Below are 16,889 nucleotides of genomic sequence, written 5' to 3' on the forward strand. Positions count from 1 at the left end.
GCCGACCGCGGGGCTGATGGAAGACCCGACGGGAGGGTCGACCGGGGGGCCGACCGGGCGGCCGGACACGGGGGACGACCGGGTGGACCGAGCGCCGGGGGGCTCAGACCGCCTGGCCGCGCGCCTCGTCCCGGGCCAGGGCGGCGAGGGTCGCCGCGTCCACCGGCGCGGTCATGATCCCCACCACCGTGTCGGCCAGCGTCTCGCGCGTCGCTTCCCCGCCCCAGAGGCGGGCCCAGGCGTCGGGATCGTCCCGCGCCGCCTCGCGCGTCGAGGTCGCGCCGATCACGTAGATCATCGCCAGCATCTGCCGCTGCGCCAGGATCCGCTGCGGGATCTCGGGCATCATCTCGCGCATCCGGGTCAGGCAACGCCGCGTGCCGCCGTCGAGCCCGCGCATCGCGTCGAACAGGTTCTGGCGGTGGTTCAGCAGCACCATGTTGAGGAAGCGCAGCGAGCGGTCGTCCTCCTGCCGGTTGGGGTCCGAGAGGGAGGGCGCGTCGATCAGGATCTCGGCCAGCTCGCGCAGCGTGTGCGGGCCGCCCGCGGCCTCGAGCGCGTCGAGGCGGCGGGTGTGGTGTTCGTCGAGGATCACGGCGACGTCGCGGATCAGCTCCTGCACCAGGTCGGCGCGGGAGGAGAAGTAGTAGTTGATCGACCCGGCGTTCTTCTGCCCGGCGAGCTTGAGGATCTCGCGCACCGAGACGCCGTCGAGGCCCTTCTGGGCGAAGAGCGTCAGCGCCGCGCGCTTGATCCGGGCGCGCGTCTGCTCGCCCTTGTGGCTGCCGCCGCCGTCGATATCCGCCTCGTGCGCCTCGCTCACGTCCCGCCCCTTTCCGGTGTCTTTTTCCAGTTTCGTTCCTAGCCGCTTCGCGCGCCCAAGCAAAGGCGCCCGGACGGGCGCCCCCATAGGCGCCCCCATAGGTGCCCGTGAAGACGCCCTTGACCCGCGCCGCCCCGCGGGGCGTGATGCGCCCGGTCCCCCTTCGCCGCCCTCTTCGCCCCCGCCCCGGAGCCGCCGCCATGACCCTGGACGAGTTCGACGCCTTCTGCGCCGCCCTTCCCCATTCCACCTTCGTGCGCCAGTGGGGCGACGCGCATGTGTGGAAGATCGGCGGCAAGGTCTACGCCATGGGCCGGTCGGGCGAGGATGGCGAGGTCATGGTCACCTTCAAGGCCACCGAGATGGGGTTCGAGATCCTCTCGGACGCCCCCGGCTGCCGCCCCGCGCCCTACATGGCCTCGCGCGGGCTGAAATGGATCCAGCGGACCGGGCCGGAGACGCTGGGCGACGCCGAGCTGAAGGCCCATGTCGAGGAGAGCCGCCGCATGGTCGGGGCCAAGCTGAGCAAGGCGAAGCGGGCGGAGCTGGGCCTTTCGGCCTGAGCGCCGCCCGCTGCCTCCCCCTCAGCCCGCGGGTTCGGGGCTGCGCGCCTTCGGGGCGGCGGCGTATTCCGCCTTCAAGAGCTTCTTCATCAGCTTGCCCGTCTCGGTCCGCGGCAGCTCGGCGCGCAGCTCGATCGCCTTCGGGACCTTCACGTGGCTGAGGCGCGCGCGCAGCCAGTCGCGCAGCTCCTCGGCCAGCCCGTCGCGCGGGACCCCCTTCGGCTGCACCACCGCGTGCACCGCCTCGCCCAGGTCCTCGTCCGGGATGCCGAACACCGCGGCGTCCATCACCTCGGGATGCGCGATCAGCAGGTCCTCCGTCTCCTGCGGGTACACGTTCACCCCGCCCGAGATGATGGTGAAGGCGGCGCGGTCGGTGAGGTGCACGAAGCCGTCCTCGTCGAGATACCCGATATCCCCGAGGGTCGAGCAGCCGGGCCGCGCGAAGGCCTCGGCGGTCTTGTCCGGGTCGCCCCGGTATTCGAAATCGATGCCGCTGTCGAAATAGACGCCCCCCGTCTCGCCGCGCGGCAGCTCGCTCCCGTCGGGGCCGAGGATGCGGATCTCGCCCAGCAGCGACCGCCCGACGGTGCCGCGATGCGCCAGCCATTCCGCGGCGGTGGCGTAGGTGATGCCGTTGGCCTCGGTGCCCGCGTAATATTCCTCGAGGATCGGGCCCCACCAGTCGATCATCGCCTCCTTCACCTCGGCCGGGCACGGGGCGGCGGCATGAAGCGCCTTCTGCAGGCTCGAGAGGTCTACCCCCGCGCGCGCCGCTTCCGGCAGCTTGAGCATCCGCACGAAATGGGTCGGCACGAACTGGGCATGGGTGACGCGGTGGGTCTCGATGGCCCGCAGCGCGCCCTCGGGGTCGAATTTCTCCATGATCACGCAGGTGGCCCCGAGGGAGGCCGCGCGGAGCGTGAAGCGCAGCGGCGCGGCGTGGTAGAGCGGCGCAGGGCACAGGTAGGTGCTGTCCTGCGACAGGCCGAAGAGCCCGTCGACCAGCACCGGCACCACGGGCATGGCCCAGTCGACCGGGCGTTTCTCCCACCCGCGCAGGATCCCCTTGGGCCGGCCGGTGGTGCCGGAGGAGTAGAGCATGTCCTCGCCCGCGCATTCATCGGCGGGGGGCGTGGCGGGGGCCTCGGCCACGGCGTCCTCCCAGCGCCGGAACCCCTCGACCGCGCCGCCCACGGTCAGGCAGGCGGCATCCGGCGCCTCGGCGCGGATCGCCGCCGCCTTGTCCGCGTCCGCGGCCGAGACGATGAAAGCCTTGGCCCCGCAGTCGCGCAGGATGTAGCCCGCCTCGGCCGGGCCGAGATAGCGGCTGATGGCGGTGTAGATCACCCCGGCGCGGTGCGCGGCCCAGACGATCTCCATGAACTCGCGCCGGTTCTCCATCATCAGCGCGATGTTGTCGCCCGGCCCGACCCCGAGGCGGCGCAGCGCCTGGGCGCCCTTCATCGAGATGCGGTCAAGCTCGGCATAAGTGATCGTCTCGCCCGACCCGGCCATGATGTAGGCGGGTTTGTCCGGCGTGACGGCGGCGTGGTGCGACGGATGCAGCATGGGCTGTCCTTCTGTTCGGCGTCCTCCCTGCGGGGGCGGCGGCGCGCCTCCCGGCCCCGGCCGCGCAGATCTGACGTCGCGTCGGCGGGCGCATTGAAACGTTGCATTAAACTTCGAGCCGCGTCAATTTGGTCGTCGAACCGGGTCGGCGCCCCTTGCGGGCCCGCCCCGGGTCGAGGGCTTCGGCCGCGGCGCTTGAAGGGCGCGGCGGGCTGGCCTAGCGTCGCGCGGGACATCCTGCGGAACGCAGGACCGCATTGCGGCGCCGGGAGGGCGCCCGAAGCCAGGGAGAGACCGAAGAATGACCGACGCCGCCGCCCAAACCCGCGACGAAGACCCGATCCTGCTGTGCGAGCGCCGCGAGGGCGTGGCGCTTGTGACGCTCAACCGCCCGCAGGCGATGAACGCGATGAACCGGGCCATGCGCCGGGACCTGGCGCAGCTGGTGCGCGACCTCGGGGCCGATGACGCGATCCGCGTGCTGGTGCTGACCGGCGCCGGAACCCGCGCCTTCACCGCGGGGCTGGACCTGAAGGAGCTCGGCTCGGGCGAATCCAAGTTCGGCGAGGGTTCGGCCCAGGACGACCCGGTCGTGGCGCTGGAGAATTTCCCCAAGCCCATCATCTGCGCCGTGAACGGCGTGGCGGTGACCGGGGGCTTCGAGATGGCGCTGGTCGCGGACATCCTGATCGGGTCCGAGAACGCCCGTTTCGCCGACACCCATGCGCGCATGGCGATCATGCCGGGCTGGGGCCTGACGCAGCGCCTGCCGCGGATCATCGGCGTGTCGCGCTACAAGGAAATGGCCTTCACCGGCGATTTCATCGACGCCGCCACCGCCGCGGAGTGGGGGCTGATCAACCGCGTCGTCCCCGCCGATCAGCTGGTGGAGGAGGCGATGAAGATCGCCGCCAAGATCGCCGAGAGCGACCCCGAATTCATCGCCGCCGAGCGCAAGCTGATCGACGAGGGGCTCGCCGGTTCCTTCGCCGACGGGATGAAGGCCGAGCGCGCGGCCTCGCGCGCCTGGAACGCAAGCCGCAGCGCCGCCGACCTGGAAGCGCGGCGCAAGAAGGTCACCGAACGCGGCCGGACCCAGGTCTGAGCCGCCGCAGAACACGGCCCCGACGCCCCCGGGAGGGGGGTGCGGGGCATCCACAGGGAGGAAAGTCGCATGGCGGAAAACGCCTATATCTACGACGCCATCCGCACGCCCCGGTCCAAGGGCAAGGCGGGCGGCACGCTCAACGAGGTCAAGCCGATCGACCTCGTGACCACGCTGCTGAGCGAGATGCAGAGCCGCCATGACCTTGATACCAGCCGCGTCGACGACGTGATGCTGGGCTGCGTCATGCCGGTCAAGGAACAGGGCTCGGTGCTGCCGAAGATCGCCCTGCAGAAGGCCGGCTGGGACGAGAAGGTCGCGGGCGCGCAGGTCAACCGCTTCTGCGCCTCGGGCCTCGACACCTTCAACACCGCCGCGGCCAAGGTCGCGTCGGGGTGGGAGGACCTGGTCTGCGCGGGCGGCTACGAGTCGATGTCCCGCGTCCCGATGGGGGCCGATGGCGGCCCCTTCACCGAGGACCCGGAGACCAACATCCAGACCGGCTTCGTGCCCCAGGGCATCGGCGCCGACCTGATCGCCACCATCGAGGGCTGGTCGCGCGACGACGTGGACGAGTTCGCGATGAAGTCGCAGCAGAAGGCCGCCCATGCACGCGATTCCGGCTGGTTCGACCGCTCGGTCGTCCCGGTGAAGGATGAGAACGGCTTCGTCATCCTCGAGCGCGACGATTTCATCAAGCCGAACACCGACATGCAGGCCCTCGGCTCCCTGCGCGCCAGCTTCGAGAAGCCCGGCGCCATGGGCTATGACGCCATCGCCCTGTCGAAATACCCCGAGGTGGAGCGGATCAACCACGTCCACACCCCGGGCAACTCCTCGGGCATCGTCGACGGCGCCTCGCTGGTGATGGTGGGCAACGAGAAGATCGGCAAGGAACTCGGCCTGACCCCGCGCGGCCGCGTGGTCTCCGTCGCGCTGACCTCGACCGACCCGACGATCATGCTGACCGGGCCGGGACCGGCCTCGAAGAAGGCGCTCGCCAAGGCGGGGCTGAGCATGGACGACATCGATCTCGTGGAGATCAACGAGGCCTTCGCCTCGGTCGCCCTTCGCCTTCAGAAGGATCTCGACGTGCCGGAGGAGAAGCTCAACGTCGTCGGCGGCGCCATCGCCATGGGCCACCCGCTGGGGGCGACCGGGGGCTGCCTGGTGTCGACGATGCTCGACGAGCTTGAGCGGCGCAATCTGAAGCGCGCGCTTCTGTGCATGTGCGTGGGCGGCGGCATGGGCATCGCCTCCATCATCGAGAGGGTCTGATCCATGCCGTTCCATTACGACAAAGACGAAGACGGCATCGTGACCGTCACCATGGACATGGACGGCCAGTCGGCCAACACCATGAACATGCAGTTCCGCGGCCTGATGTCCGAGACGGTGGCCAAACTGGAGGCCGAAGAGGGCCTGACCGGCGTCGTCTTCGCGTCGGCCAAGAAGACCTTCTTCGCGGGCGGGGACCTGAAGGACCTGCTGGCCCAGTCCGAGGCGACCGAGGAATATTTCGGCTACGCGGAGGAGAACAAGGGCTTCCTGCGGCGGATCGAGAAGCTGCCCGTCCCGGTGGCGGCCGCCATCAACGGCGCGGCGCTGGGGGGCGGGTACGAGATCTGCCTCGCCTGCAACCGGCGCATCGCGCTGGACCACCCCGGGGCCGTCACCGGCGTGCCCGAGGTGACGCTGGGCCTGCTGCCCGGCGCCGGGGGCGTGGTGCGCATCACCGCGCTGCTGGGGCTTGAGAAGGCCCTGCCGGTGCTGATGGAAGGCAAGCCGCACAAGCCCGCCTTGGCGCTGAAGCTCGGCATGATCGATGAGCTGGTGAAGACGCCGGAAGAGCTGATCCCCGCCGCCAAGGCCTGGATCAAGGCCAACCCCGACGCGGCGCAACAGCCCTGGGACCGCAAGGGCTTCAAATACCCCGGCGGCGGCGCCGATGCGCCGAACATCCGCATGACCGCGGCCATCGCCCCGACCATGCTGGTCAAGAAGACCCGCGGGCTGATGCCGGCGCCCGAGAAGATCCTCGACATCGCGGTCAACTCCATGCGCATCGGCTTCGACGACGCCCTGCGGATGGAGACGCGCAAATTCGTCTCCCTCGTCCCGACCACCGAGGCGAAGGCGGCGATCACCACCAACTTCTTCGGCATGGGCGCCATCCGCGGCGGGGCGTTCCGGCCCAAGGGCGACCGCTGGAAGCCCGCGTCTTCGTCCGTGCTCGGCGCCGGGATGATGGGCGCGGGCATCGCCTGGGCCCATGCCTCCAAGGGCCTGCCCACCGCGCTCAAGGACATGAGCCTCGAGAACGCCGAGAAGGGCAAGGGCTACTCCGCCAAGATCGCCGAGGGGCGCGTCGCCAAGGGCCGCATGAAGCCCGAGGCCGCCGAGGCGCTGCTCGGGGCCATCCGCCCCACCGACCAGGATGATTACGACGGCGTCGACATCATCATCGAGGCGGTGTTCGAGGACATCGCCCTGAAGGAAAAGGTGATCCCGGAGACCTTTGCGAAGCTGTCCGAGGACGGCATCTACGGCTCCAACACCTCCACCCTGCCGATCTCGATCCTGGCCGAGGCCTGCCCCGACCCGACCCGCTTCATCGGCATCCACTTCTTCTCGCCGGTCGACAAGATGCAGCTGGTCGAGATCATCATGGGCGAGAAGACCAGCGAGGACACGCTGCGCAAGGCCTATGACTACGTGCAGGGCATCGGCAAGATCCCGATCGTGGTCAATGACAGCCGCGGCTTCTTCACCTCCCGCGTCTTCGGCACCTATCTCGACGAGGGCATGGCGCTGCTGGTCGACGGCATGTCCCCGGTGATGATCGAGCGCGCTGCGTGGAAGATCGGCATGCCGGTCGGCCCGCTCCAGGTGCATGACGAGACCTCGATGGTGCTGTCGAAGAAGGTCCACGACACGCATGTGGCCCTCGACAAGCGGCTCGGGATCACCGACGGCTTCCCGGCGAAGAACGAGGCGTCGAAGAAGGTGGCCCACAAGATGGTCGAGCTCGGCCGCGGCGGGCGCCATTACGGCGGCGGCTTTTACGAGTACGGGCCGGACGGGCGGCGCCTCTGGGACGGGCTCGGCCAGTTCGCGGAAGGGAACGCGCCGATCTCGATGCAGGAGGCGGAGGACCGGATGCTCTACCGTTTCGCCATCGAGACGCTGCGCTGCTGGCATGAGGGCGTGCTGCGCTCCGAGGTCGAGGCCAATATCGGCTCGATCTTCGCCATCGGCTTCCCGGCCCATACCGGGGGCGCGATGCAGTTCATCCGCGGCGTCGGGATCGACGCGTTCGGCGCCCGCGCGGCCGCGCTGGCCGACGCGTGGGGCGAGCGCTTCGCGGTGCCCGAAGGGGCGCTCGAGGCGATGAAGGCGGCGGACCCGATCGCGGCCTGATGGACGCGGCGCAAGCGCCGCGGCGACGACGAGAACCGGAAGGGGCGGCGCGGGCCGCCCCTTTCCTTGCGAAAGGACGCGGGCGGGATGAAAACGGCGGGATGGATCCTGCGGGCGGCCTGGCTCGGCGCCTGCCTCTTCGCCCTCTCGACCCTCTGGCGCGCGGGGGCGGGGTTCGCGGACGGACAGGCCGCCGTGGTGCTCATGCTGCTGCTGACCGCGCCGCTGGGGGTGCTGGCCGCGGCGCCGCTGATGTGGAGCTTCGGGGCCGGGATCATGGCGGCGCCGGCCGCGGCGGTCGCGGTCTGGGCCCTCGCCGCCGCCGCGGGCTATGCCCAGTGGTTCATTCTTTTGCCCCGGGCGTTCCGGCGGCTGGTCTTCGGCAAGCCGCCCGCCCGGGATGACCACATGACGACCGGGGAGGCGCGCGATGGCTGAGGCCGCGACACGGGGCGCCCCGGGCGGCGGCGCCTCAAGGTCGGGGCGGCGCATGCGGCTGATCGGCTGGGCCTTGCGCGCCCTCTGGGCCGGCGCCTGCCTCTACGCCGCCGGGATCGCGGCGCTGCCGGCGCAGGAGGCGCTGCTGTCCGGCTATGCCCTGATGCTGCTGCCCAACGCGCCGGCGAGCCTCCTGGTCAGCGGGGCCTGGGGGGGACTCGCCATGCCGGTCCCGGGGGGCGGCGCGCTGATGGCGACCGGGCTGTTCGCGGCGACCGCGGCGGCGGGGTATGCGCAATGGTTCATTCTCGTGCCCTGGGCGGTGCGGCGGCTGCTGCGCCGCCCCGCAGCCGGGGCGCGGAGCGGAGACGAATACGACGACATGACGACGAACGACAAGGAGACGCGCAATGGCTGACGCCGCACGCGGGGGGCCCCTGGAGGGGCTGAAGGTTGTGGAGATGGCGGGGCTCGGCCCCTGCCCGCTGGCCGGGCAGATGCTGGCCGATCTCGGGGCCGAGGTGCTGCTGATCGAGCGCGCCGGGACCCCGGCGAAGGATCGCGCTTGGGACGTGAACAACCGCGGCAAGCGGCCCGTGGCGCTGAACCTCAAGACGCCGGAAGGCGCGGGCGCGGCGATGACCCTGATCAAGGGCGCCGACATCCTGATCGAGGGGTTCCGCCCGGGGGTGATGGAGAAGCTCGGGCTGGGGCCGGAGGAATGCCTCGCCGCCAATCCGGGCCTCGTGTTCGGGCGCATGACCGGCTGGGGCCAGGACGGGCCGCTGTCGATGACCGCGGGGCATGACATCAACTACCTGTCGATGACCGGCCTGCTGTGGATGATGGGAGAGAAGGGCCGCCCGCCGGTCCCGCCGCTGAACCTCGTGGCGGATTACGGGGGCGGGACGATGTTCCTGCTGCTCGGGGTCCTCTCGGCGCTGTGGGAACGCTCGCGCTCCGGCAAGGGCCAGGTGGTGGACGCGGCGATGGTGGACGGGGTCTCGGCCTTCTCCGGCATCTTCCGCGGTTTCGCCGCCCTCGGCGCCTGGCGCGAGGAACGGGCGGACAACCTGCTCGACGGCGCCGCGCCCTTCTACCGCTGCTATGAATGCGCCTGCGGCGGGTTCCTCTCGGTCGGCCCGCTGGAGCCGCAGTTCTTCGCGCAGTTCGTCAAGCTCGCGGGCCTGCCCGAGGCGCATCGCGAGGACCAGCGCGACCCGGCGACCTGGGAGGCGCGCGCGGCGCAGTATGCCGAGGTGTTCCGCGGCAAGACCCGGGACGAGTGGGTGGCGATCTTCGAGGGCACCGACGCCTGCGTCGCGCCGGTGCTCTCGCCCTCCGAGGCCGAGGCGCATCCCGCCAACACCGCCCGCGGCGTGCACGTGACGGTGGGCGGCGTGACCCAGGCCGCCCCCGCCCCCCGCTTCGGGCGCACGCCTGCGCCCGCGGTGACGGCGGCGCGGCCCGCCGGCTCGGACACCGAGGCGGCGCTGGCCGAGGCGGGCCTGGGCGCGGCCGAGATCGCGGCGCTGAAGGCGGCCGGCGCGCTCGGCTGACGCGCCCGCCGGGGGCCTGACGACGGGGCCTGATGACGGGGCCTGACGACGGGGGCCTGACGACGGGGGCCTGACGACGGGGGCCTGACGACGGGGGCCTGACGATGGGGGCCGCGCGCCGGACGGGCGCGCGGCCCCTTCGCGCATCACCCGCCGTTCACCTTGGCGACAGGCGCCCTGCCCGACCCTTGCCGCACCGGAAGGCGCCAGGGGAGGATGCGCGATGAACGCCGATATCGTGAGGCTGATCCAGACGAAGCTGGCCGAGATGGGCCATTACACCGCCAAGGTGGATGGCGACCGCGGACCGAAGACCAACGCCGCGGCGCGGGCGGGGCTTCCGGGCCTCGGGCAAGGAACCCCCGAGGGCTTCGCCGACTGGTCCGGCAAACGCTGCGCCGTGGGCTTCCTGCAGGCCTGGGCCGCGTCCGAGGGGATCGACCCCGGCCCGGTGGACGGCTGGTGGGGCCCGCAGACGGAATACGCGGCCGAGTGCCTGGAACAGAAGCTCTCGGGCGCGGGGATCCGGCATTTCCTCGACGAGACGCCCGAGACCCTGCCCAACCCCTCGGGTTTTCCGGCCGAAAGCCGCGGTCAGCGCGAGATCCGCGATTTCTACGGCGCCCCCGGCGTCAAGGACGGGCGCGAGCCGCGGTTGGTGCGCGTCGAGCTGCCCTGGCGGATGAAGCTGAGCTGGAACCGCAGCCTGTCGCGCTCGAGCCTGCGGGTGCACGAGAAATGCGCCGAGAGCCTGGTGCGGGTGCTGGCGCGGATCGAGGCGGCCTATTCCCCGGCGCAGCGCGAGGATCTCGGGATCGACATCTTCAGCGGCGACTACAACCCGCGCAAGATGAAGGGCGCGGACCGCCATTCGCTGCATTCCTGGGGGATCGCCTTCGACTTCGACCACACCCGCAACAGCCTCCATGCCAACGGCGCCGAGGCGCGTCTGGGCCAGCGCGACGCGATCCCGTTCTGGGAGGCGTGGGAGGCCGAGGGCTGGTATTCGCTGGGGCGGATGAAGAATTACGACTTCATGCACGTGCAGGCCGCGCACCGGACCTATTGAGGCGCGGCGGGCGGCGGCGGGCCTGCGGCGGCAAGCTTCGGGCCGCGGGCGTTCGGCGGAAGGGGCGCCCGGGCGAGGACCGGGGCGCCCCGCCCCCGGCGCGCTCAGGCGCCGAGGACCTCCGCCCGGAGCGCGTCGGGCACGTCGCCCTGGCGCGCGCCGTTTCCAAGCGCGAGCGCGGCGCGCCAGAGCGCCACGGCGCGGGCGCGGGGGGCGGCGGCGAGCGGGCCCATCGGGCCGTCGGCGGCCCAGCCCGCATCCGTCAGGTCGCGCCATTCCACGTTCAGATGCACCGCGGAATGGTCATAGAGGCTGCGCAGCGCGCGGGCGGGCAGAACCTCGGCCAGCGACAGGCGGGCCTCGGGGGTCTCGGCGCAGTCCTCCGACGCTTCGCCCACCCGGGCCGCCTTGGCGCAGGCGGCGCGGCGGCGGGCGTCATAGCCCACTTCGGCCACGATGCGCGCACGGGTGGCGCCGGGGCGGGCCGAGGGCGCGAACAGCGCGTCGTCCGGCAGCTCGCGGAGCTTGCGGGCGAAATAGGCGGCGGCCCGGCGGGCGAGCAGCAGGTCCCCGGCCGGGGCGGCCTCGGCGTCCCAGCGCGCCCCCGCACCCTGGCGTTCGCGCAGGGCCGCGCGGGCGGCGGCGTCGGGATCCGGCGCCGCCGCGGAGGTTTCGTCCACGCTCACGCGCGGCCCCTTGCTTTCGGCGCTCACGCGCCGGAAACCTTGGTGCGCATGAAGTGCAGCGCCTCCATGATCGGCGCGTCCGAGAAGCGGAACAAGTCGAACTGCGTCTCGGCCTCGAGCGACCACGACACCCAGGAGGGGGCCACGAACAGGTCGCCCTTCGAGAGCTTGCGCCGCTCGCCGCCCAGCACCACCGCGCCCTCGCCCTCGAACACCTGGAAGACGGTCGAGCCGACCTCCTGCCGCGCGGGGGTGGAGGCGCCGGCCCGCAGGCGGTGGAACTCGCAGCGGATGGTCGGCATCACGTCGCCGCCGGTCGTCGGGTTCACGTAGCGGATCGCGGCATGGCCCGGCCCGGCGGTGGCGGGCTGGCCCTCGTCCTCGAGCAGCAGCTGCTCGGTCAGCGCGCGGTCGGTATGCTCCCACCGGAAGGCGGCGAGGGGCGAGGAGACGGTGTTCTCCAGCCCCGAGAGCGGGCGCAGGCCCGGATGGCCCCAGAGCCGCTCGCCCTGCGAGAACTGCGGCGTCGCGTTGTCGGTCACCCGGTCGGCGCCGAATTCGAAGAAGCCCACGTCCATCTGGCGGCTGAACGGGATGTCGAGCCCGTCGATCCAGGCCATGGGTTCCGTGGCGACGTTGTGGTGGCCGTGGAAGCGCCAGCCGGGGGTCAGCAGCAGGTCGCCGCGGGACATGCGCACCGGGTCGCCGTCGACCACGGTCCACACGCCCTCGCCCTCGACCACGAAGCGGAAGGCGTTCTGGGCGTGGCGATGCTCGGGCGCGTTCTCACCGGGGCAGAGATACTGGATGGCGCACCAGAGCGTCGGCGAGACATAAGCCGCGCCCCCGAGGCCGGGGTTGGCGAGGCCGATGGCGCGGCGCTCGCCGCCGCGGCCGACGGGCACCAGCTCGCCCGATTTCTCGGCCAACGGCAGCAGGTCGGACCACTTCCACACGTAAGGCACGGCGTCCGAGGTGGGGGTCATCGGCATCAGGCTGCCGGTCTGGGTCCAGAGCGGGTTCAGGTGGTTGTCCTTGAACCCCTGGTAGAGGGCGCGCAGCTCGGGCGTGTCTTCGGGCTGCATCCCGTGGGCGACGGTCTCGTGGTCGAGCTCTTCATTCATGGCGCATCCTCCCTTGTTCGAAACCGGGGGGCGGGACCGGCCCGCCCCCCGAACGTCATCAGGCCTTCGGGCCGATGGTGGTGGTGATCTGGCCGAGGCCGTCGATCGAAACGACGCAGACATCGCCCGGGACCATGGCGCCGACGCCCGCCGGGGTGCCGGTCATGATCACGTCGCCGGCCTTGAGCTCGACGAGGCCCGAGAGGTAGGAGATGATCTCGGGAACCGACCAGATCAGCTCCTCGAGGTCGGCGTCCTGCTTCACCTCGCCGTTGACCGTCAGCTTGATCGAGCCTTTCGACGGGTGGCCCACTTCCGAAACCGGATGAAGGGGCCCGATGACCGCGGAGCGGTCGAAACCCTTGCCCATGTCCCAGGGACGGCCCTGGTCGCGGGCCTTCAGCTGGATGTCGCGGCGGGTCAGGTCGTTGCCGACGGCATAGCCCCAGATGTGGGACTCGGCCTCGTCCTCGGGGATGTTCACGCCGCCCGAGGCGAGGGCGACGATCAGCTCGGCCTCGTAGTGGAAGTTCTCGGTCTGCGGCGGGTAGGCGACGGTCTCATTGTCGTCCACCACGGCGTTCGCGGGCTTGGCGAAGAAGAAGGGGGGCTCGCGATCCGGGTCCTTGCCCATCTCGCGGGCATGGGCGGCGTAGTTGCGGCCGACGCAATAGATGCGGCGGACCGGGAAGCGGTCCTCGCTGCCGGCGACGGCGACCGAGGCCTGGGGCGCGGGGTCGATGACGTAACCCATGGGGCTGTATCCTTGTTCTTCGAGAGTCTTCAGTTGGACAGGCCGTTGGAGCCGTAGATCCAGTCGAGGGTGTTGAACCAGTCCTGCTGGTTCATGCCGCCCATGACGCTGTTGCGCACGGCGGCCTGGGCGCCGCCGGGATGATAGATGTATTCGCCGATGAGGCGAGAGTTCATCTGGACCCGGGCGGTGCGCACGGTGCGCATGGCCTCGTAGGATTTGAGCGCGGCGTCAAGGTCGTCATGGCCGGCAACGCAGTGCGAGAGGGCGACCGCGTCCTCCATCGCCATGCAGGCGCCTTGCGCGAAATACTGCAGCATCGGGTGGGCGGCGTCGCCGAGCAGCGCCACGCGCCCGTCGATCCAAGTAGAGATCGGGTCGCGGTCGCAGAGCACCCAGAGCTTCCAGTCATTGCCGTGCTCGATGATCTGCCGGGCCTTGGGGTGGATATGCTCGAAGCCCTGCGCGACCTCTTCCTTGCTCACCGGCTTGCCGGCGATCGCTTCCTTGACGTCGCGGTGATAGGTGACGACCAGGTTGAACACCTTCCAGCCCTTCAGCGGGTAGTGGACGATGTGGCACTTCGGCCCGGCCCAGAGGGTGGCGGCGTTCCAGCGCAGGTCCTCGGGCATCTGCTCGGTCGGGATCACCGAGCGGTAAGTGGTGTGGCCCGAGATCCGCGGCTCGCCATCGCCGATCATCTGCGACCGGATGGGGGAGCGCAGCCCCTCGGCGCCGATCAGCGCGCGGCCGGTGATCTTGCCCCCGTCGGCGGTCAGCAGGGTGGCGGAGGTCCCGTCCTGCTCATAGCCGGTCACGCGGGTGTTGACCCGGATCTCGATCAGCGGGCTCGCCTCGGCCTGGGCCAGCAGCACGCCGTGCAGGTCGGCGCGGTGGACCACCGCGTAGGGGTTCTTGTAATGGGCGCGGAACTCGTCGCCGAGCGAGACGGAGGCGATGTCCTCGGCCGTCTGGGCGTCCATCAGGCGCAGCGCGTCGATATAGACGGCCTTGGAGCGCGCCTCGTCCCCCACCCCGAGATAGTCGAAGCAGTGGAAGGCGTTGGGGCCGATCTGGATGCCCGCGCCGATCTCGCCCAGGGCGGGCGCCTGTTCGACGACGATGGAGCGGACGCCCTTGCGGGCGAGGCCGCAGGCGGCGGCGAGGCCGCCGATGCCGCCCCCGGCGATGATGATGGGCGCGTCGGACATGTGCGTTTCCTTCCCCTGCGACGCGGGCGGCGCGCGGCGCGCCCGGTGCTGATCCCGGCGGGGCGGCGCGCCTGTGTCCGGCGACGTTCAACCCCTGCCCGCCGCGGCGCGTCCTCCCGGCCCCGGCGAGGGATAATATGTGTGCATACCATTTCTCGGTCAACCGAAAAGATGTGTGGTCTTATCAATTCACTCAAGCTATTGATGTGGATAGGAACATGATCGGGTCGGGAGGGGCCGCGGATGGAATTCCAGGACATGGCCGGCCACGTCATAAGGCGCCTTCACCAGGCGTCGAGCGCGCTGTTCCAGTCGCGGATGAAGGCGGCGGGGTTCGACCTGACGCCGGTGCAGTTCGCGGCGCTCGACGCGGTGGCGGCGGCGCCGGGGATCGACCAGGCCGGGGTTGCGGCGCGGATCGCCTATGACCGCGCGACCATCGGCGGCGTGATCGACCGGATGGAGCGCAAGGGCCTGCTGGCGCGGGAGGTGAGCCGCCGCGACCGCCGCGCGCGCGAGCTTCGGCTGACCCGGGACGGCGAGGCGGTGCTGGAGGCGGCGCGCCCCGTGGTGCGCGGCCTGCAGGACGAGATTCTCAGCGATCTCGACGACGCCGAGCGGGTGCAGTTCCTGGCGCTGGCGCGCAAGGCCGCGGGCGCGGGCGCGGGCGAGGCGGGCTGACGCTGGCCGGGCCGCCGGGGCCGCGCCTGCCGGGCCCTGCCCGCAGACCCGCAACGAAGAAAGGGCGCGCAACGGTTTCCCCGTCGCGCGCCCTTCGCGTTTCAGCCCCTGCACCGGAGCCGGCCCGGCGCCTCCGCCCTGCCCGGGCGGCGGCGCCGCACCCCGTCCTCAGCGGATCTCGCCGTTCAGGTGCCGGTCCATCGGCCCGAGGGCGGGCTTGAGGAAGGACATCACCCGCGCGTCGGCCTGGGCCTCGGTCTCGTTCGAGGCGATCGGCGTGGTCAGGCGGACCAGCGCGCCGTCGGTGCGCCCCTCGACCACGCCCGAGTAGATCAGCATGGCCTTGGCCCAGTAGTCCGAGGCGATGTGGCGGCCGGTCTGCTCGAACCAGTAATAGACCAGCATCTGGCTCAGCCCCTTGCGGATCACCGCGCGGTTCACGTTGAACTCCTCGGCCACGCCCAGCTGCGGGCCGATGTCCACGGTGTTGATGCTCGACATCTCCCAGCCGCCGGTGGGCAGGCAGACCTCGGGCGAATGGATGCCGCCCTTGGACTGGTCGAGATACCAGGCCGAGAAGAACTCGATCGTGTTCCGCTCGCCCGCCTGGGCGTAGGTCAGCGAGATGTAGTCGTCGGCGCCCAGCACCTGCTCGACCTTCGGGTCCAGCATCCGCGGCGGGCCGGTGGTGCGCCAGGCGTCGACGGTGCGCGGGAACTCGGTCAGCGGGGCGCGGTCGACCTGGCTCACCTCGCGCGCGGGGGCCAGCCACCAGGCGGCGGCGAGGCCGAGGGTCAGCACGGCGCCCGAGATCAGCGCGGGCGAGGGGCGCACGTGGCGGATGCGGATGAACTCCGGCCACACGGCGTGCAGGTCGAGGTCCAGCGCCTCGGACAGCGACATGCGCGGGGCGGGCTGCATCCGCAGCATCAGCGCGGCGAGGCCGAACAGGATGATGATGCAGGTCAGGAAGACGACCCAGCCCTCGAGGAAGTGGGACAGGCCCTCGGCATGTTCGATCCCGTAGTGGTTGACCATCAGGCCGACCAGGGCGATGCGGAAGGAGTTCATCAGCACCGCGATCGGCACGGCCGAGAGCAGCAGCACCGCCTTGTGCCAGGTCGGGCCGCGATAGAGCACCGCGAAGATGTAGCTGAAGCTCATGATCGGGAACAGGTAGCGCAGGCCCGAGCAGGCCTCGGCCACGTGCAGCTTGTAGACCCCGAGGTCGATGATGTTGCCGTCGAGGAAGACCGGCGTGCCCAGCATCTGCAGCGCCCAGACCCCGATCTCGGAGGAGACGGCCTGCAGCGAGGTGGCGGTCTTGTAGTAGATCGTGCCCGGCAGCGGCAGCATGAACACCAGGTGCAGCACCGGCGGCCACAGCGTCTTGCCGACCTTCCAGCCGAAGCTGATCAGGAAGAGCGAGCCGATCCACAGGATCAGCGCGTAGGCGGCGATGTCGCCGATATGCGCCAGCAGGCCCAGCAGGCCGATCAGCAGCGCGAAGACCATCGCGGCGACGCCGGGCCAGCGGTCGGTCTTGGCGCCCGGCGCCTCGGGGATCTCCTTGAGCTGGCGCAGAAGAAGAAAGCCCGACAGCAGCGGGATCAGCGGCCCGTGGCTGTATTCGGCCCGCTGCCACGCCCAGAGCAGGACTTCGAGGCCGGGCAGGAACACCAGCCCGGCGCCCACCAGCGCGAGGACCAGCCAGAACAGGCCGAGCGGATTGGCGGCGAAGCCGAGGGTTCCTGAGATCGCTTTGCTCATGTGCTGCTTCTTCTTCATCAAATAACGAGGGGCGGCAGGGTGAAGAATACACCCTTATGTCGCCGGGGGCACGTCACGGTCGCGCCATCCGGGGTTCTGATACCACGCGCCCGC

16 protein-coding genes are annotated in these 16,889 nt (G+C 70.9%); 9 read left to right on the forward strand and 7 right to left on the reverse strand.

The genetic code is table 11. The features are described 5' to 3' along the window. Positions 1–103: 103 nt before the first annotated feature. Complete coding sequence (locus tag ACQ5SO_RS08580; RefSeq protein WP_430941174.1) at positions 104–823, reverse strand: TetR/AcrR family transcriptional regulator; 720 nt, start codon at positions 821–823, stop codon at positions 104–106. Positions 824–1,023: 200 nt separating this feature from the next. Here ACQ5SO_RS08580 and ACQ5SO_RS08585 point away from each other — a divergent pair, with 200 nt between their 5' ends. Beyond that, positions 1,024–1,386, forward strand: a complete 363-nt coding sequence (locus ACQ5SO_RS08585; RefSeq protein WP_430941175.1) for an MmcQ/YjbR family DNA-binding protein — start codon at positions 1,024–1,026, stop codon at positions 1,384–1,386. Between the two features lie 21 nt (positions 1,387–1,407). Here ACQ5SO_RS08585 and ACQ5SO_RS08590 read toward each other — a convergent pair whose 3' ends face one another. Next, on the reverse strand, positions 1,408–2,958 hold the full coding sequence (locus tag ACQ5SO_RS08590; protein ID WP_430941176.1) for an acyl-CoA synthetase: 1,551 nt from the start codon (positions 2,956–2,958) through the stop codon (positions 1,408–1,410). Positions 2,959–3,259: 301 nt separating this feature from the next. On the opposite strand from ACQ5SO_RS08590, the gene ACQ5SO_RS08595 reads away from it, so the two are divergent. The 7 genes from ACQ5SO_RS08595 to ACQ5SO_RS08625 all read left to right on the forward strand — a co-directional run bounded on the left by ACQ5SO_RS08595 (position 3,260) and on the right by ACQ5SO_RS08625 (position 10,549). Further along, positions 3,260–4,063 (forward strand): enoyl-CoA hydratase, encoded by an 804-nt coding sequence (locus ACQ5SO_RS08595; protein ID WP_430941177.1) that lies wholly within the window; start codon positions 3,260–3,262, stop codon positions 4,061–4,063. Positions 4,064–4,132: 69 nt separating this feature from the next. Continuing rightward, positions 4,133–5,341: an acetyl-CoA C-acetyltransferase gene (locus tag ACQ5SO_RS08600; RefSeq protein ID WP_430941178.1), complete on the forward strand. Its 1,209-nt coding sequence runs from the start codon at positions 4,133–4,135 to the stop codon at positions 5,339–5,341. A gap of 3 nt (positions 5,342–5,344) precedes the next feature. Next, positions 5,345–7,483: a 3-hydroxyacyl-CoA dehydrogenase NAD-binding domain-containing protein gene (locus tag ACQ5SO_RS08605; protein WP_430941179.1), complete on the forward strand. Its 2,139-nt coding sequence runs from the start codon at positions 5,345–5,347 to the stop codon at positions 7,481–7,483. A gap of 87 nt (positions 7,484–7,570) precedes the next feature. Further along, a complete protein-coding gene (locus ACQ5SO_RS08610) occupies positions 7,571–7,921 on the forward strand; it encodes a hypothetical protein (RefSeq protein WP_430941180.1) in 351 nt (116 codons plus the stop codon). Positions 7,922–7,973: 52 nt separating this feature from the next. Next, positions 7,974–8,339: a hypothetical protein gene (locus ACQ5SO_RS08615; RefSeq protein WP_430941181.1), complete on the forward strand. Its 366-nt coding sequence runs from the start codon at positions 7,974–7,976 to the stop codon at positions 8,337–8,339. Further along, positions 8,332–9,480 (forward strand): CaiB/BaiF CoA transferase family protein, encoded by a 1,149-nt coding sequence (locus ACQ5SO_RS08620; RefSeq protein ID WP_430941182.1) that lies wholly within the window; start codon positions 8,332–8,334, stop codon positions 9,478–9,480. The genes ACQ5SO_RS08615 and ACQ5SO_RS08620 overlap by 8 nt, the downstream gene beginning before the upstream one ends. Before the next feature lie 223 nt (positions 9,481–9,703). Next, positions 9,704–10,549 carry a hypothetical protein gene (locus tag ACQ5SO_RS08625; protein WP_430941183.1) on the forward strand — a complete coding sequence of 282 codons (846 nt, stop codon included), beginning with the start codon at positions 9,704–9,706 and terminating at the stop codon, positions 10,547–10,549. A 104-nt stretch (positions 10,550–10,653) separates the two neighbouring features. Here the strand turns inward: ACQ5SO_RS08625 and ACQ5SO_RS08630 are convergent, their stop codons facing one another. From ACQ5SO_RS08630 to ACQ5SO_RS08645, 4 genes are read right to left on the reverse strand one after another with little or no spacing between them, the layout of a single operon-like run. After that, on the reverse strand, positions 10,654–11,235 hold the full coding sequence (locus ACQ5SO_RS08630) for a maleylpyruvate isomerase N-terminal domain-containing protein (protein ID WP_430941184.1): 582 nt from the start codon (positions 11,233–11,235) through the stop codon (positions 10,654–10,656). A 23-nt stretch (positions 11,236–11,258) separates the two neighbouring features. Next, positions 11,259–12,359 (reverse strand): cupin domain-containing protein, encoded by a 1,101-nt coding sequence (locus ACQ5SO_RS08635; protein ID WP_430941185.1) that lies wholly within the window; start codon positions 12,357–12,359, stop codon positions 11,259–11,261. 58 nt (positions 12,360–12,417) lie between these two features. Further along, positions 12,418–13,113: a fumarylacetoacetate hydrolase family protein gene (locus tag ACQ5SO_RS08640; RefSeq protein WP_430941186.1), complete on the reverse strand. Its 696-nt coding sequence runs from the start codon at positions 13,111–13,113 to the stop codon at positions 12,418–12,420. 29 nt (positions 13,114–13,142) lie between these two features. Beyond that, a complete protein-coding gene (locus ACQ5SO_RS08645) occupies positions 13,143–14,324 on the reverse strand; it encodes a 3-hydroxybenzoate 6-monooxygenase (protein ID WP_430941187.1) in 1,182 nt (393 codons plus the stop codon). Between the two features lie 243 nt (positions 14,325–14,567). On the opposite strand from ACQ5SO_RS08645, the gene ACQ5SO_RS08650 reads away from it, so the two are divergent. Further along, positions 14,568–15,005 (forward strand): MarR family winged helix-turn-helix transcriptional regulator, encoded by a 438-nt coding sequence (locus ACQ5SO_RS08650; protein ID WP_430941188.1) that lies wholly within the window; start codon positions 14,568–14,570, stop codon positions 15,003–15,005. A gap of 168 nt (positions 15,006–15,173) precedes the next feature. Here ACQ5SO_RS08650 and xrtD read toward each other — a convergent pair whose 3' ends face one another. Then, positions 15,174–16,775 (reverse strand): VPLPA-CTERM-specific exosortase XrtD, encoded by a 1,602-nt coding sequence (gene xrtD, locus ACQ5SO_RS08655; RefSeq protein WP_430941189.1) that lies wholly within the window; start codon positions 16,773–16,775, stop codon positions 15,174–15,176. Positions 16,776–16,889 lie beyond the last annotated feature (114 nt).

Origin of the sequence: Rhodovulum sp. DZ06 (genome assembly GCF_050586345.1) — a bacterium.
In the GTDB taxonomy this organism is placed as follows: domain Bacteria; phylum Pseudomonadota; class Alphaproteobacteria; order Rhodobacterales; family Rhodobacteraceae; genus JBOCEF01.

Bases quoted from the DNA above. Each gene is read 5' to 3' on its own strand.
- ACQ5SO_RS08585 (WP_430941175.1), top strand. From the start codon at position 1,024: ATGACCCTGGACGAGTTCGACGCCTTCTGCGCCGCCCTTCCCCATTCC.
- ACQ5SO_RS08590 (WP_430941176.1), bottom strand. From the start codon at position 2,958: ATGCTGCATCCGTCGCACCACGCCGCCGTCACGCCGGACAAACCCGCC.
- ACQ5SO_RS08595 (WP_430941177.1), top strand. From the start codon at position 3,260: ATGACCGACGCCGCCGCCCAAACCCGCGACGAAGACCCGATCCTGCTG.
- ACQ5SO_RS08600 (WP_430941178.1), top strand. From the start codon at position 4,133: ATGGCGGAAAACGCCTATATCTACGACGCCATCCGCACGCCCCGGTCC.
- ACQ5SO_RS08605 (WP_430941179.1), top strand. From the start codon at position 5,345: ATGCCGTTCCATTACGACAAAGACGAAGACGGCATCGTGACCGTCACC.
- ACQ5SO_RS08610 (WP_430941180.1), top strand. From the start codon at position 7,571: ATGAAAACGGCGGGATGGATCCTGCGGGCGGCCTGGCTCGGCGCCTGC.
- ACQ5SO_RS08615 (WP_430941181.1), top strand. From the start codon at position 7,974: ATGCGGCTGATCGGCTGGGCCTTGCGCGCCCTCTGGGCCGGCGCCTGC.
- ACQ5SO_RS08620 (WP_430941182.1), top strand. From the start codon at position 8,332: ATGGCTGACGCCGCACGCGGGGGGCCCCTGGAGGGGCTGAAGGTTGTG.
- ACQ5SO_RS08625 (WP_430941183.1), top strand. From the start codon at position 9,704: ATGAACGCCGATATCGTGAGGCTGATCCAGACGAAGCTGGCCGAGATG.
- ACQ5SO_RS08635 (WP_430941185.1), bottom strand. From the start codon at position 12,359: ATGAATGAAGAGCTCGACCACGAGACCGTCGCCCACGGGATGCAGCCC.
- ACQ5SO_RS08640 (WP_430941186.1), bottom strand. From the start codon at position 13,113: ATGGGTTACGTCATCGACCCCGCGCCCCAGGCCTCGGTCGCCGTCGCC.
- ACQ5SO_RS08645 (WP_430941187.1), bottom strand. From the start codon at position 14,324: ATGTCCGACGCGCCCATCATCATCGCCGGGGGCGGCATCGGCGGCCTC.
- ACQ5SO_RS08650 (WP_430941188.1), top strand. From the start codon at position 14,568: ATGGAATTCCAGGACATGGCCGGCCACGTCATAAGGCGCCTTCACCAG.
- xrtD (WP_430941189.1), bottom strand. From the start codon at position 16,775: ATGAGCAAAGCGATCTCAGGAACCCTCGGCTTCGCCGCCAATCCGCTC.